The sequence below is a fragment of the Ningiella ruwaisensis genome (assembly GCF_004798935.1).
Classification (GTDB): Bacteria; Pseudomonadota; Gammaproteobacteria; order Enterobacterales; family Alteromonadaceae; genus Glaciecola; species Glaciecola ruwaisensis.
The window spans coordinates 123,120-137,732 of sequence record NZ_RAHT01000008.1 but is presented as its reverse complement, the minus strand read 5'-3'; the positions used below and the strand labels follow the sequence as shown (position 1 = coordinate 137,732).

The 14,613-nt window shown below is 44.1% G+C and carries 12 protein-coding genes, 1 tRNA gene and 1 pseudogene; 10 read left to right on the top strand and 4 right to left on the bottom strand.

Annotated features, from left to right (window positions below):
* Positions 1-305 precede the first annotated feature (305 nt).
* On the top strand, positions 306-2,669 hold the full coding sequence (locus D6V41_RS15670; RefSeq protein WP_241664574.1) for a Lon protease family protein: 2,364 nt from the start codon (positions 306-308) through the stop codon (positions 2,667-2,669).
* Between the two features lie 42 nt (positions 2,670-2,711).
* On the opposite strand, the gene D6V41_RS15665 is transcribed toward D6V41_RS15670, so the two are convergent.
* Positions 2,712-3,491 carry an SDR family NAD(P)-dependent oxidoreductase gene (locus D6V41_RS15665; protein ID WP_136252481.1) on the bottom strand — a complete coding sequence of 260 codons (780 nt, stop codon included), beginning with the start codon at positions 3,489-3,491 and terminating at the stop codon, positions 2,712-2,714.
* A 37-nt stretch (positions 3,492-3,528) separates the two neighbouring features.
* The gene (gene yhbY / locus D6V41_RS15660) at positions 3,529-3,825 is read right to left on the bottom strand and encodes a ribosome assembly RNA-binding protein YhbY (RefSeq protein ID WP_136252480.1); all 297 of its coding nucleotides are present in this window, start codon (positions 3,823-3,825) and stop codon (positions 3,529-3,531) included.
* Between the two features lie 334 nt (positions 3,826-4,159).
* On the opposite strand from yhbY, the pseudogene D6V41_RS18550 reads away from it, so the two are divergent.
* The 7 genes and pseudogenes from D6V41_RS18550 to D6V41_RS15625 all read left to right on the top strand — a co-directional run.
* Positions 4,160-4,234: pseudogene (locus tag D6V41_RS18550) on the top strand (23S rRNA (uridine(2552)-2'-O)-methyltransferase); the annotation flags it as partial.
* Positions 4,235-4,316: 82 nt separating this feature from the next.
* Complete coding sequence (gene ftsH, locus D6V41_RS15650) at positions 4,317-6,257, top strand: ATP-dependent zinc metalloprotease FtsH (RefSeq protein ID WP_136252479.1); 1,941 nt, start codon at positions 4,317-4,319, stop codon at positions 6,255-6,257.
* 169 nt (positions 6,258-6,426) lie between these two features.
* A complete protein-coding gene (folP, locus tag D6V41_RS15645) occupies positions 6,427-7,269 on the top strand; it encodes a dihydropteroate synthase (protein WP_338324273.1) in 843 nt (280 codons plus the stop codon).
* Positions 7,270-7,278: 9 nt separating this feature from the next.
* The gene (gene glmM / locus D6V41_RS15640; RefSeq protein WP_136252478.1) at positions 7,279-8,619 is read left to right on the top strand and encodes a phosphoglucosamine mutase; all 1,341 of its coding nucleotides are present in this window, start codon (positions 7,279-7,281) and stop codon (positions 8,617-8,619) included.
* A gap of 124 nt (positions 8,620-8,743) precedes the next feature.
* The gene (gene tpiA / locus D6V41_RS15635; protein WP_421907856.1) at positions 8,744-9,481 is read left to right on the top strand and encodes a triose-phosphate isomerase; all 738 of its coding nucleotides are present in this window, start codon (positions 8,744-8,746) and stop codon (positions 9,479-9,481) included.
* Between the two features lie 12 nt (positions 9,482-9,493).
* Complete coding sequence (gene secG / locus D6V41_RS15630; RefSeq protein WP_136252476.1) at positions 9,494-9,883, top strand: preprotein translocase subunit SecG; 390 nt, start codon at positions 9,494-9,496, stop codon at positions 9,881-9,883.
* Between the two features lie 21 nt (positions 9,884-9,904).
* Positions 9,905-9,990 (top strand) — tRNA-Leu (locus tag D6V41_RS15625).
* Positions 9,991-10,039: 49 nt separating this feature from the next.
* Here D6V41_RS15625 and D6V41_RS15620 read toward each other — a convergent pair.
* Positions 10,040-10,378: a hypothetical protein gene (locus D6V41_RS15620; RefSeq protein ID WP_136252475.1), complete on the bottom strand. Its 339-nt coding sequence runs from the start codon at positions 10,376-10,378 to the stop codon at positions 10,040-10,042.
* 267 nt (positions 10,379-10,645) lie between these two features.
* Between D6V41_RS15620 and nhaR the strand changes: the two genes are divergently transcribed.
* Positions 10,646-11,548 (top strand): transcriptional activator NhaR, encoded by a 903-nt coding sequence (nhaR, locus tag D6V41_RS15615; RefSeq protein ID WP_136252474.1) that lies wholly within the window; start codon positions 10,646-10,648, stop codon positions 11,546-11,548.
* Positions 11,549-11,613: 65 nt separating this feature from the next.
* Here nhaR and D6V41_RS15610 read toward each other — a convergent pair whose 3' ends face one another.
* Positions 11,614-12,000 carry a hypothetical protein gene (locus D6V41_RS15610; protein WP_136252473.1) on the bottom strand — a complete coding sequence of 129 codons (387 nt, stop codon included), beginning with the start codon at positions 11,998-12,000 and terminating at the stop codon, positions 11,614-11,616.
* A 315-nt stretch (positions 12,001-12,315) separates the two neighbouring features.
* Here D6V41_RS15610 and pnp point away from each other — a divergent pair, with 315 nt between their 5' ends.
* Complete coding sequence (gene pnp, locus D6V41_RS15605) at positions 12,316-14,439, top strand: polyribonucleotide nucleotidyltransferase (RefSeq protein WP_136252472.1); 2,124 nt, start codon at positions 12,316-12,318, stop codon at positions 14,437-14,439.
* Positions 14,440-14,613 lie beyond the last annotated feature (174 nt).

The window sequence follows — 14,613 nt, the reverse complement described above, 5'->3', positions numbered from 1 at the left end:
CTTGGCAAGGCGCAATATCACAAGGTAAAAATGCGATAATTGTGTGCTTATCAAACTTCATTTCAGCTTAAGCGGCGATTGTTATACACTCGTCTTTATTAATGAATAAGAATAACAAAGAGCTAGTTCAATTTATGACACAGCATGACATTGCATCGCAGTTGCAAACCAAATTGCGTTTGCCTGCCAGTGCACTACGCGCAAGTATCCGCCTTGCAAAACCGAGTGTCCCGGGAGTAGAAGGTGGCACAAAAAATGTTGAGGCGCATGTTGAAGGGCAAGTAGGTCAGCTTGTTGACGATAAAATCAGCGCCAATCGAGAACATCAGGCATTGGAGCTTGACCTCGTATCGCCAGCCGATAAATCCCTGCCAAGCGACCAGCTCATTGGTCAAGAGCGAGCAAAGCGTGCGGTTGAATTTGGCTTAGGTGTAAGTTCTCCAGGCTATAACATGTACGTGATGGGCGAACAGGCCACGGGGCGTTTTACGCTAATCAGAGAATACATTCAGGCAAAAAAGCCGCGTTCAGGTGAGATTTATGATTGGTTGTACATAAATAATCTCGAAAATGAGCGAGAGCCTAAAATGCTTAAGCTTCCCGCTGGAGAGAGTAAGGAGTTTGTCAAAGATATTGAAAACCTCATTGATGAAGTGTTAGCGACCTTTCCAGCCAGCTACGAGAACCCGGGTTATCAAAGACGCAAGGCTGCGATAACACGCCATTTTGAGCAAAAGTATGACAAAGCCATTGACGACGTTGAAAAGCTCGCAATTCAAAAAGGTGTTGCCCTGATTGAGGAGGGTAACAGCATTAGTTTTGCACCAATTGTAGAAGGGCGCCCGGTAAGTGACGCTGAATTTTCACAACAATCTGACGAAACACGAGAATACTATTATGCACTCGTAGATGAATTAGAGATTACCCTTACGGAAGCTTTGCTCGAATTACCCTCATGGCAAAGAGAGGCAAACGAGCAACAAAAAAGTCTTAAAACGCAGTTGGCAGAGCAGGGGGTTAAACCGCTTATAAAGGAGCTGGAGCAAAAGTACTCCAGCAATATCCCAATCCTCAAATATTTGCGTCAGCTCAAGTCTCATATGGTTGAAACTATCGTTGAAGCGCTCAGCGAGGAAAGTAAACATGATAAACAGGAAGAATTTGATCGTAAAGCCATGATGGTTGAGATGTATTTACCCAATACCTTGGTCAACAATAAGCAAGATAGCAATGCGCCTTTAATTTACGAGTCCAATCCGACTTATCAGAACCTCTTTGGTAAAATTGAATATACCAGTGTACAAGGTTCGGTTTATACCAATTATCGCATGATTACAGCAGGCGCCTTGCACAAAGCGAACGGAGGCTATCTTGTTCTGGATGCTGATAAACTTTTGTCTCATGCTCATATTTGGGAAGCATTAAAACTCGCGCTTAAATTTGAGCGTATCAAGATGGAATTGCCTCAGCAGGACGTGGGCATGGTAAATTCCATCACGCAAAGCCCTGAGCCAATTCCTTTAAAGTGTAAACTTATCCTGCTCGGTTCAAGAGACCTTTACTATACCCTGCAAGACTACGACCATGAATTCCCGGAGCTTTTTCGAGTACTCGTTGACTTTGAAAATGAGATTGAGCTTAACGCACACAATCTCCAGCATTTTATCAACCGGGTAAAAAAGGAAGTGAGCGCACAGGGACTAGCCGACATCGCAGATGATGCGATGGAAAAACTCATTGAGCAAAGTCTGAGGATAGCCGAACATCAGCAAAAACTGAGCGCGCGTTTTGCCGACATACTTGAGCTATTGCACGAAGCTAAATATTTTTGCGAGTTATCCTCTCGAAATGAGGTGCTTGTGGAAGATATCAGGGCGGCATTAAGTGCAAAAAAAATGCGAACTGGCCGCGTCTCAGATGCCTTTTTGCAAGATATACAAGAAGGCCATGTGTTAATTAGTACAAGCGGTGATGCAGTCGGCACATTAAATGGCTTAACAGTTTTAGAGATTGGTGATACAACATTCGGCACACCCGCGCGAGTAACTGCTACTGTTTATGCAGGCAGTAATGGCGTTGTCGATATAGAGCGAGAAGTTGAATTGGGTCAGCCGATACACTCAAAAGGCGTGTTGTTACTAACTGGTTATCTAGGGAACAAGTACGCACAAGATTTTCCACTTACCTTATCGGCAAATATTGCCCTTGAGCAGTCTTACGGCTATATAGACGGTGACAGCGCATCTTTAGCAGAGCTACTGGCGCTTATCTCTGCATTGACCGATATTCCACTCAAGCAAAGTATCGCGGTGACCGGCTCCATCAATCAATTAGGCGAAGTGCAAGCGGTCGGTGGTATCAATGAAAAAATTGAAGGGTACTTTGAACTTTGCAAAACCCGGGGCTTGACCTCGGATCAGGGGGTTATTATTCCACGCTCCAATTACGTCAATTTGATGTTAAATCAGGAAGTGACAACAGCTGTTGAACAAGGCCAATTTCATGTTTATGCAGTAGAAGATGTCGACCAGGCGCTTAGCCTGATGACCGGTAAGGTAGCAGGAAAGATGAATACACGGGGAAGATTCCCTAAACATAGCGTGCATGAGCGGGCGGTCAATCGGCTCTACTCAATATTTGCAACGGTTAATGGCGCGCATGATGATTGAGGCGCGCCTCAAGGGTTTTGAAAAAAGATAAACACGCTCAAATTATTTAGGAGGCATCCTCAAGCCGCCGTCTAGACGAATGGTTTCACCGTTAAGATATTTATTTTCAAAGATATGCAACACAAGCTTTGCAAATTCTTCGGGCAAGCCCAAGCGTTTTGGAAATTGCACGTTAGCTGTTAATGCATCTTGTACCTTCTCAGGCATTGCTAGCAACATAGGTGTTCCCATCACACCAGGCGCAATGGTATTTACTCGTATTCCCAGCGGCGCCAGATCTCTTGCCATAGGCAAACCTAAAGCGATAATACCGCCTTTACTTGCTGCATAAGCAGTTTGACCAATTTGTCCTTCGTACCCGGCTACTGAAGCTGTGTTAATTATAAGCCCGCGCTCCTGCGCTTCGCCATCAGGTGCTAGCTTACTGAAATGGCTTGCAACCACACGCGCAACGTTAAACGAACCAATGAGATTGATATTGATGACTTTTGAAAAGTCGTTCAATGTCATTGGGTTACCGTCTCTATCCAAAGTACGTTTGGCGGGGGCAACACCTGCGCAGTTTACGCACAATCGAATATTGGGGCGCTCATTAAAAGCTTGTTCAACTGCAGCTTCTACCGCAGCAGCATCGGTTACATCCACTCGAATAAAAGAAAGTGATTGCTCCGAGTGCTCTGCGATGTGCGATTGAGCCGCTTCCTCATTCATGTCGAACATCACAACATGAAAACCTGCGTCGATTAGCTTTAAGGTGCTGGCATGACCTAAACCTGAGCAAGCACCTGTCACAATGGCTGTCAAGTTAGAAGACTTCGTCATATTGTATCCTTTTTTAATTCAAACGCGAGTCGATAAACTACTTGCGAGGAAGCGTTATTTTCTGTTCCTCACTTGGCTTATATAGAACCAGTACATGCCCGATTGTCTGTACTTTGTGAGATTGCGTTTCGCCAACAATGGCATCCATAATCAATGCTTTTTCGTCACGGTCGTCCGACGGAACTTTGACTTTAATCAGTTCGTGATATTTAAGCGCGTTTTCGATTTCTGCGACAACACCTTCTGTCAGTCCGTTTGCACCTAATTGAACAACGGGTTTAAGGGGATGCGCAAGGCCTTTTAAATATTGCTTTTGTTTTGTAGATAAATGCATGAAGCTCTAATCATTAAGTTAAAAAACGGTGTAGACAGATATTATCCGTTTAAAGCACCTTGAATTTCTGTATTCTACCTTCACTTATTAGCTAATGCGACACCAAGCAGGTTTTAAATAACAAAAAAGAAAGCGCATTAAATGCATGATTGACCAAAATTGGCGGGAACAACGTAGCTATTATGTTGTCTGAATGTGTTGCCTGAAAAGGCATCGATAATGCGCTAACATTAATTCATCTTTTTAGTGCTGAAAATTAATTTTGTAAGAAAATTTTTCCACGGATAAGGTCCAATCAGTTTTTCACAGACGTCAAAAACGCATATCCGGGCGTAAGACCAGAAAGCCTGATTCATCAAAAGCGAGATCGCATGAGGTCTACTTGGTGGCTAAAGGGTATAAAGTGTAGTAGTCTTAAGGTAGGTCGTTAGGGGAATGACAGCCTGCATTTTAAAAATTTTTAAAAGCTTATTTATTAGAGGTAAGTAGCGTTGAGCGACATGGCAAAAAATCTCATTTTGTGGTTATTCATAGCGGTAGTGCTGATGATGGTATTCAAGAACTTTTCAGGTCAGGAATCCGTCAGAGCGCAAACCGATTACAGCACATTCGTTGAGCAGGTGCAGCGCGGTGACATCCGTGAAGTAACCATTAGTCAAAACGAAATTAAAGGCGTTCGCTCAAACGGCGAGCCCTTTGTAACTTATATCCCATATCGTGATGATAATCTCATTGACGACTTAATAAAAAACAACGTAAAAACATTTGGCCAGGAGCCTGAGTCGCCAAATATGCTGGCGCAAATTTTTATTTCCTGGTTCCCAATGCTTCTGCTTATTGGTGTATGGATATTTTTCATGCGTCAAATGCAAGGCGGCGGTGGCCGTGGGGCAATGTCTTTTGGCAAGAGCAAAGCACGGCTTTTAAGTGAAGATCAAATCAAGACGACTTTTGCTGATGTAGCAGGCTGTGACGAAGCGAAAGAAGATGTTGCTGAGCTTGTTGACTTTCTACGCGACCCTAGCAAGTTCCAGAAGTTGGGCGGAAAAATTCCTAAAGGCGTTTTAATGGTAGGCCCTCCAGGTACGGGTAAAACGCTTCTTGCGAAAGCCATTGCAGGCGAAGCGAAAGTGCCGTTTTTTACTATTTCAGGGTCCGACTTTGTTGAGATGTTTGTGGGTGTAGGTGCATCACGGGTTCGTGATATGTTCGAACAGGCTAAAAAATCCTCTCCCTGTATCATATTTATCGATGAAATTGATGCTGTGGGTCGTCAACGTGGAGCAGGTTTAGGCGGCGGTCACGATGAGCGCGAACAAACCCTTAACCAAATGCTGGTTGAAATGGATGGCTTTGAAGGGCATGAAGGCATTATTGTTATTGCAGCAACAAACCGTCCAGATGTTTTAGACCCTGCACTTTTACGTCCAGGTCGATTTGACCGTCAGGTTGTTGTTGGCTTACCTGATATTCGCGGCCGTGAACAAATTTTAAAAGTTCATATGCGCAAAGTACCTATTGCAGATGACGTGGTAGCATCAGTCATTGCGCGTGGTACACCTGGTTTTTCAGGCGCTGATTTGGCTAACCTGGTAAACGAAGCCGCTTTATTTGCCGCGCGTTCTAATCGCCGCGTTGTATCAATGGAAGAATTTGATAAAGCCAAAGATAAAATAATGATGGGCGCAGAGCGCAAGTCCATGGTGATGACGGAAGAAGAAAAAACCATGACCGCGTATCACGAAGCAGGACATGCGATAGTAGGTCGTTTAGTACCAGAGCATGATCCGGTTTATAAAGTGTCCATTATTCCCAGAGGCCGAGCACTGGGTGTAACAATGTACTTACCAGAACAAGATCGCGTGAGCTACACAAAACGCCATCTTGAAAGTATGATTTCCAGTTTATATGGTGGTCGTTTGGCTGAGGAAATAATCTATGGTGAAGACATGGTCACCACAGGAGCCTCAAACGACATCGAGCGCGCTACAGATATAGCCAAGAAAATGGTAACTCAGTGGGGCTTATCGACCAAGATGGGTGCTCAGCTTTATGCAGAAGAAGAAGGTGAGGTTTTCTTGGGTCGTTCTGTGAGCAAATCTGCAAGCGTGTCTGATGAAACTGCGCGTGCGATTGATGCTGAAATCAAAGCAATAATCGACCGTAATTATCAGCGAGCAGAGAAAATTCTTCGTGAAAATATGGATATTCTTCATGCGATGAAAGACGCGCTTATGAAATATGAAACTATTGATGCCAAGCAAATTGACGACTTGATGGAACGTCGTGAAGTTCGTCCTCCTGCGGATTGGGACAAGGATAATACGCCAAAAGACGACACTCCATCTGGTGGCGCGAAACTTGACGTAGGACGTGAAGACAAGCCGAAAGAAGATGATGGCGAAGGTGAAACAAACCCGTCTTCCAGTTAAAAATAATCATATTTAAAACACCGGCTTAGGCCGGTGTTTTTATTTACGTTGATGCTTAGTCCCAACTATTTTTTGTGAGCAATAGTGTCAATTATCCTGACATTTGCTGTATCATATCGCTTTTATTTATTTCAGCGTTTACAGCAAAAATTTTGAGGAAATTGCTTATATGATGACCTTCAGAGATAAAACGGTGGTATTTAATGCTCCAAAAGTAATGGGCATATTAAACGTTACGCCGGATTCATTTTCTGATGGTGGGCAATTTAACAAGCTGGATGATGCGCTTAAACAAACAGAGAAAATGATTGCATCTGGTGCAACATTCATTGACATTGGGGGTGAATCAACGCGACCTGGTGCGACGCCAGTTACGCTTGAAGAAGAGCTTGATAGAGTCATCCCCGTTATTGATGCTATAACAGAACGTTTCGACACTATTGTATCGATTGACACCAGCAAAAGCGAAGTCATGCTAGAGGCCGCCAACCATGGCGCATCATTAATTAATGATGTTAGAGCCTTGTCACAACCCGGGGCTTTGGAAACGGCAAGTCGCCTGGCACAAGAGCATAATATCCCTACTTGTATTATGCATATGCAGGGAACGCCTGAAACGATGCAAGACTTACCTCGTTACAACTCGGTTGTCGACGAAGTCATCGAATTTTTTCGCGCCCAGATAGAGCGTCTCACCGCGAATGGATTCGAGTATAAGCAAATTATGTTAGATCCAGGATTTGGCTTTGGTAAGACGCTGGATCATAATTATGAGATCTTAAAGCGCTTTGATGAGTTTACTCAATTTGATCTGCCCGTTCTCGCTGGGATGTCTCGCAAATCAATGATTGGAAATTTGCTTAATAAAGGTATCACAGAGCGTTTAGCTGGCGACATTTGCGTAAATACCGTTGCAAGTTTGGCAGGGGCAAGCATATTGCGTGTCCACGATGTTGGAGAAGCGGCAGACGTGTCGAAAATAATCGAAAAACTCAATCAAATTAACGTATAAGGTAGAAGCATGTCACAACGACAGTTTTTTGGAACGGATGGGATCCGCGGTAGAGTGGGGATGAGTGTTATTAACCCCGAATTTGTGACCAAACTGGGTTGGGCAGCCGGTAAAGTGCTTGCAAGCAGCGGTACTAACAAAGTGTTAATCGGTAAAGATACGCGTATAAGTGGCTATATGCTCGAATCAGCACTGGAAGCAGGGTTGTCTGCCGCCGGTATCAATATTGGCCTGCTAGGACCAATGCCCACACCAGCTATCGCATATTTGACCAAAACTTTTCGTTCCGAAGCGGGTATTGTTATCAGCGCTTCTCATAATCCTTACTTCGACAACGGTATTAAGTTTTTCTCGTCTAATGGACAAAAATTAGACGATGACATTGAACTTGCCATTGAGCAGCAAATGCAAAAGCCGATGACCTGCGTTGAAAGTGACAAACTTGGAAAAGCAAGTCGAGTTAATGATGCGGCGGGGCGTTACATTGAATACTGTAAGGGAACTTTTCCTTCCGAACTTTCCTTAAAAGGACTAAAAATTGTTGTCGACTGTGCGCATGGCGCAACATATCACATTGCACCTAACGTTTTAATCGAATTAGGCGCTGAAGTGGTCGAGATTGGAACCGATCCTAACGGTTTGAACATTAACCACCAGGTAGGCGCGACATCATTGCGTGCCACGATCGATGCTGTTAAGGAGCATCAGGCTGATTTTGGATTTGCCCTGGATGGCGACGGTGACAGAATCATGATGGTGGATGAAAACGGTAACGTCGTTGACGGTGACCAAATTATTTTTATCATTGCCAGAGACTCGCTTAAGTCTGGTAACCTGCATGGCGGCGTAGTGGGAACAAAAATGTCTAATTTGGGAATGGAACTGGCTTTGGAGCAGTTGGGCATTCCTTTTGAGCGCGCAGATGTGGGCGATCGCTATGTGTTTGAACTACTTAGCCGTCGCGGCTGGAGTATTGGCGGTGAAAATTCGGGGCACGTCTTAAACCTGAATTATGCTCCTACTGGAGATGGGATTGTGGCAGGACTTCAGGTTATTGCCGCTATGCTGCGAGCCAATATGCGTTTAAGTGAGATTACGAAAGGATTTAAAAAATTCCCTCAAAAATTGGTCAATGTAAAATACAGCGAGTCTCAGAAGAGTCCGATTGACGATGAGCGAGTATTGGCTGTCGTTGCCCAAGCAGAAAAAGAAATGGGCGATACGGGGCGCGTTTTGTTACGTAAAAGCGGAACGGAACCACTGATTCGCGTGATGGTTGAGGCACAGGAAAGTGAAATCGCCACCAAGTGGGCAAATCGTATTGCTGATGAAGTAAAAGCCGCTGGATAAGAACGAAAATTTTTAAATTACGTACTTGTATAATAGTACGCACTTGGTTAATATCAGCGCCGCTTTTGAGTAGCCTTGTTTTAGGTATACATCTGACGCAAAAGCTAGGGCGCGAAAGGAGAGCATAATGCGGTTTGAACGAAAGAAAATGGTCGCCGGTAATTGGAAAATGAACGGTAACGCTGACTTAGTGAAACAATTTATGCTTGAAATAAACGCGCCGGAAAATGTGGATGTGATTGTATGTCCTCCGTTTGTGTATCTGGCGCAGTTTGACAGCCAGCCCTTTGCTCTAGGTGCCCAGAACATGAGTGAGCATGAAAAGGGCGCTCACACCGGGGATATTTCAGCACACATGCTCAAAGAACTCGGCGCTGAATTCGTGATATTGGGTCACTCTGAACGCAGACAGGATCATAACGAAAGTAACGAATTAGTGGCACAAAAGGTCAAGCACGCCTTGATAAATGGTTTAAAGCCTATACTTTGTGTGGGTGAGCCTTTAGACGTTCGTGAGAACGGGGATGTTTTTGCCTACGTGCAAAAACAAATCGATGCAGTTGTCAGTTTGTGCAGTGAAGATTTTTTCGATAAAGCCGTTATTGCATACGAGCCAATCTGGGCCATTGGAACCGGAAAGACCGCATCCCCGAGTCAGGCGCAAGAGGTGCATCAATTTATTCGACAGCATCTAGCAAAAACGAATGAGAAAGCACAGCGCTTACAAATTTTATATGGCGGCAGTGTAAATGCAGACAATGCGAAGCAATTGTTTGCCCAAGACGATATCGATGGCGGATTAATTGGTGGCGCCAGCTTAAAAGTTGATGATTTTAATGTAATTTGCCAAGCGGCGAGTTAATAAGGAAAAATGATGTTATATGAGGTTTTGTTAGTCGCCTATTTGATCGTGGCTATTTTGTTGGTAGGCTTCGTTTTGATACAGCAGGGGAAAGGCGCAGATATGGGCGCTTCTTTTGGTGCTGGCGGCTCTAACACGGTGTTTGGCTCAAGTGGTTCAGGTAATTTTATGACGCGCACCACCGCTATTCTTGCCACCTTGTTTTTCTTTATCAGTCTTATGATTGGTAGTATTACAGCAAACAAAGACAAAGACGTGAGTGAGTTTGAAGTCATCGACACGCCAGTTCAGGAAGTTGAAGAGTTTACGCTTCCCGATGAAGCCCCGGGTACACCAGTTGACCCGATTGAAGTCGAGCAAACGCCTGAGTCGTCTGAAGACGAACCACAGTTACCTAATTAAGTAAGCAATTTGAAAGAATATGCGGAAGTGGTGGAATTGGTAGACACGCCATCTTGAGGGGGTGGTGAGCTATGCTCGTGCGGGTTCAAGTCCCGCTTTCCGCACCAAACAAAAAACGACGCTGTATTGCGTCGTTTTTTATTATTAACGATTTATTCAAGTACGACTGGTAATGCTTGAACCTAACCGCACACCTCTATGATGTTTCAGGTGTCTTTCAATAGCGCGTTTACAGCGCTGAAGTGCTTGTGTACAGGCATATTCGGTATTTCTGGCTCTGTCACGAATTTGTATTTCATGTCCTGCATGTAAAAGAAGATTGATTTTGCATTCCACGGGCAGTGAGTCTTCGTTTGATTCCTGTCTTAATAAACAAATGTGACACTGTTCAATTAAATTTGCGTAGCGAGAAAGCGTCAGTCCTATGCGCGTGTCAATCAAGTGACTTTCGTCGTCACTTACAGCCATATTGTTTACATCTAAAGAATAATCCATGTAGTCCGCCTCAGTTATGGTGATATGGCGTGATGGGTAAACTGCACGTCAATCATCAGTTTATTTTTACTAGCCGTGCAACACTATCAAGTAAAAGTGAACGAATAAATTCGAATATATGTATAAGACATAATCGAAAAAAGTGAGCTGTAGTTTGGAAAGCAATCTTTACTAAGCTTTGAAACTTCACATCAAATTTTAATTCTATACTTGCGTTCTGTTAAAAAAGACTCGAATGGACAATAAGTATATTACGCGGCGGACAAAATGGCGGATAACATTAATTATAAACACCTTCATTACTTTTGGGTCGTGGCCACAGAAGGCAGTATTGCTCGAGCGGCAGACAAGCTATTTATCACACCTCAAACAATCAGCGGGCAATTAAGCATGCTTGAAGAGCGAATTGGCCAGCCGCTTTTTGATAGGGTGGGTAGACGATTACGCTTAACGGAAACCGGAAGACTGGTATTACGCTACGCGGACGACATTTTTGAGTTAGGAAAGGAATTGACTGACGTACTTCGTGGCGCGCCACTAGTCGGAACCTCAGAATTTATAGTAAGTGCTGCCAGCGCCCTTCCCAAAACCATTGTTTATAAAATACTGGAGCCTGCATTATCACTTTCGCAAGAAGTGAGCCTTATGTGCAAAGAAGGGCCAGTAGAGGCAATTTTAGGTGAGCTTGCTGTGCATGAGGTTGATATGGTGCTCACGGATACACCGCTTAGTAGTGCTTTTAGCATCAAAGCATACAATCACTATCTTGGGCAGTCTGAGCTTTCGTTTTTTGCCTCGCCAGAGCTTGCTAAAAAGTTAAAAGGACCCTTTCCCGGCTGTTTAAACGAGGCGCCTATTTTGTTGCCGACAAAACAATATGCTATCAGGCAACTGTTTGATAAGTGGTGCCATGATGCAAACATTTACCCGATCATACGAGGGCAGTATGACGATAGCGCCTTAATGAAGTCTTTTGGAAAAGCCGGTTTTGGTGTGTTTTTTATGCCAAGTATCATTGAACAAGAAGTGCAAGAGGGTTTTGGTCTTGAAGTGATTGGTCACCTGAAAGATATCAAACAAAAGTTCTACGCCATTTCTGCCGAACGAAAGGTTACACATCCCGCTGTAGCTGCTGTTTGTAGTACGGCCAGAGATATTATTTTTAAATAGTTTAAGCCTTATACAGGTGCGGACAAGCAAACTGATGACCTTGTTGTTTGGTTTTTGTCCGCTTTTCAGGCAAGCGAAGCAGGCTTAAAGCCTCGCTTCTCTGGCTCAAGCGCCAAACTATAGCGATATGTTGAGCACATTAGCATTGCATATTCTCTGCTATCTGATTTTAAACAATAAGCCAACTCCTTTACTTGCGCAGGCGGCAGATTTTCAAGCCATTCACGGTAAAAGCCTTCGGCCAAGGATTGTCGCTTGTACTTGCAGCGAAGAAGAAAAGACCCGCTTCCAATCAGTAAAAACAAAATTAAAATGGCCCACGATGATTGAATCTGTCCGAATACGCAGGCTGTCCCGGTTATAAGAGAGATTGAAAAAGAAAAATACAGCGTTAAATATTCAAAAGGACAGGGACGGGATTTGAAATCTTCAATGGTCATAAAACGTCTCATGCTTGCCAGGGCTCCTATAAACTCCAAGGTATTCAATCACGGCTTTCACAGGCTGATCCTGCGTCCGACTGTGCGTTTTAAATAGCGTATTAATAATGCTATCGGCAGAGGTCCATTTGCGTTTATCGGTTTTAAAATACCTAGGTATTATTCAGGAGGGTAAGGGCGAGAATATGATGATTTGTTTTCAGCGAGTGTTTATCTTTGTCTTTTAAGAGCTTTTATGCCGCAGAACATGGTATTAGCAAACAACAACCGCTATACTATGCGCGCGATAAAAAGCGAAAATAAAATAGATTAATGAAAGGATAGAGTGTGACTCCTATTACAAAAACATTTCAGTATGGACAGCATACTGTAACATTAGAAACTGGCGTTATTGCCAGACAAGCCACTGCCGCTGTAATGGCAAGTATGGACGATACCGCGGTTTTAGTAACCGTTGTTGGGAAAAAAGAAGCAAAAGAAGGCCAGGACTTTTTCCCGCTTACCGTGAATTATCAGGAAAAAACCTACGCGGCCGGCAAAATTCCCGGTGGCTTTTTCAAACGAGAGGGTAGACCGTCTGAGAATGAAACGCTAATAGCGCGTTTGATTGACCGACCAATTCGTCCGCTATTCCCGGAAGGCTTTAAAAACGAAGTACAGGTTGTAATCACTGTTGTCTCAGCCAACCCTGAAATTCCAACTGATATTATCTCCCTAATTGGTACTTCTGCTGCTTTGGCGATTTCCGGTATTCCATTTAATGGTCCGGTTGGCGCTGCCCGCGTTGGTTATATCAATGATGAATTCGTTTTAAATACGCGTAGTTCCGAGCAAGAGAAAAGCGCACTAGATTTGGTGGTTGCAGGTACTGAAAGTGCTGTTTTGATGGTTGAATCTGAAGCTAAGGTATTGTCTGAAGACGTGATGCTTGGTGCGGTAATGCACGGTCACGAACAGTCACAGGCGGTAGTCAAAGCGGTAAGTGAATTTGCCGCTGAAGTCAATACGCCTAAGTGGGAGTGGACACCTCCGGCCGAAAACACCTCACTAAAAGAAAAAGTAGATTCCGCAGCCCGTGAAGGTATGCTTGCAGCTTATCAAATCTCTGACAAACTTGAGAGAAAAGACGCAGTTACAGCAGTGACAGAAAAAACAGTAGCGGATTTAGTGGCAGAAGATGAAAGCCTTGATCCAAAAGAGATCAGTGAACTATGTCATGAATTGGAAAGTGATGTTGTGCGTTCACGTATCTTGGCTGGCGAAAAACGAATTGACGGTCGCGACCCTGAAACCATTCGCGCACTTGACGTTGCAACGGGTATTTTGCCTCGTACGCACGGTTCAGCACTTTTCACTCGCGGTGAGACTCAGGCAATCGTTATTGCAACGCTAGGTACTGAGCGAGATGCGCAGATGATTGATGAGTTAAGCGGAACTTCTAATAGCCGCTTTATGCTGCACTACAATTTCCCTCCATACTGCGTGGGTGAAACCGGTATGATTGGCTCGCCCAAGCGTCGTGAAATTGGTCACGGCCGATTGGCAAAACGCGGTATTCAGGCAGTGATGCCATCAGCAGAAGAATTCCCTTACGTTGTGCGCGTTGTATCTGAAATTACTGAATCAAACGGATCATCATCAATGGCTTCTGTTTGTGGTACTTCTCTAGCGCTTATGGATGCCGGTGTACCGATTAAGGCGTCTGTTGCAGGTATTGCAATGGGACTTGTCAAATCTGACGATAACTTTGTTGTACTTTCAGACATTCTTGGCGACGAAGATCATCTTGGTGACATGGACTTTAAAGTAGCAGGAACTACCGACGGGGTTACTGCGCTTCAAATGGATATCAAGATTGAAGGAATAACAAAAGAGATCATGCAAATAGCGCTAAAACAAGCCAAAGAAGCACGTTTGCACATACTCGGCGTAATGGATAAGGCGATCGGCGGCCATCGTGAAGAGATGAGTGAATATGCTCCTCGTATTTACACAATGAAGGTCGACCAGGACAAGATCCGCGATGTGATTGGTAAAGGCGGTGCGACTATCCGTTCAATTACTGAGGCATCGGATACAAATATCGAAATTGAAGACGATGGAACGATCAAGATTTTTGCAACAGAAAAAGCGAAAGCTGATATCGCGATTGACAAGATCAAACAAGTTACAGCTGAAATAGAAGTAGGTGCAACCTATAACGGTAAAGTAATGCGTATTGTTGATTTTGGTGCGTTTGTTGAAGTCTTACCCGGTAAAGAAGGTTTGGTGCACATTTCACAGATTGCTCATGAACGCGTGAACAAAGTGACTGATCATTTATCTGAAGGACAGATGGTTGATGTGAAAGTTATGGAGATTGATCGTCAGGGGCGCGTGCGTCTTAGCATGAAAGAGCTCATTGAAAAACCGCAAGCTCCGCAGCCCGATACTCAGCAAAGCGACGACTAGTCTTTCAATAGCAATTATAAACTAGTGATACAAAGCCAGGCAGTTGCCTGGCTTTGTTGTTTTTGAATTCTCTTGTTCTGGCGCTCGCTAATGCTGCGCTCTTCATTGAAGTAAGGGGTGTTTTTACTACAATCAGCGCAGGACTCATGCTTGATGACTATGCATCGCCATCTT

Coding starts and splice junctions, on each gene's coding strand:
- D6V41_RS15665 (WP_136252481.1), bottom strand. CDS start 3,491: ATGACGAAGTCTTCTAACTTGACAGCCATTGTGACAGGTGCTTGCTCA.
- yhbY (WP_136252480.1), bottom strand. CDS start 3,825: ATGCATTTATCTACAAAACAAAAGCAATATTTAAAAGGCCTTGCGCAT.
- folP (WP_338324273.1), top strand. CDS start 6,427: ATGATGACCTTCAGAGATAAAACGGTGGTATTTAATGCTCCAAAAGTA.
- glmM (WP_136252478.1), top strand. CDS start 7,279: ATGTCACAACGACAGTTTTTTGGAACGGATGGGATCCGCGGTAGAGTG.
- secG (WP_136252476.1), top strand. CDS start 9,494: ATGTTATATGAGGTTTTGTTAGTCGCCTATTTGATCGTGGCTATTTTG.
- D6V41_RS15620 (WP_136252475.1), bottom strand. CDS start 10,378: ATGGATTATTCTTTAGATGTAAACAATATGGCTGTAAGTGACGACGAA.
- nhaR (WP_136252474.1), top strand. CDS start 10,646: ATGGCGGATAACATTAATTATAAACACCTTCATTACTTTTGGGTCGTG.
- D6V41_RS15610 (WP_136252473.1), bottom strand. CDS start 12,000: ATGAGACGTTTTATGACCATTGAAGATTTCAAATCCCGTCCCTGTCCT.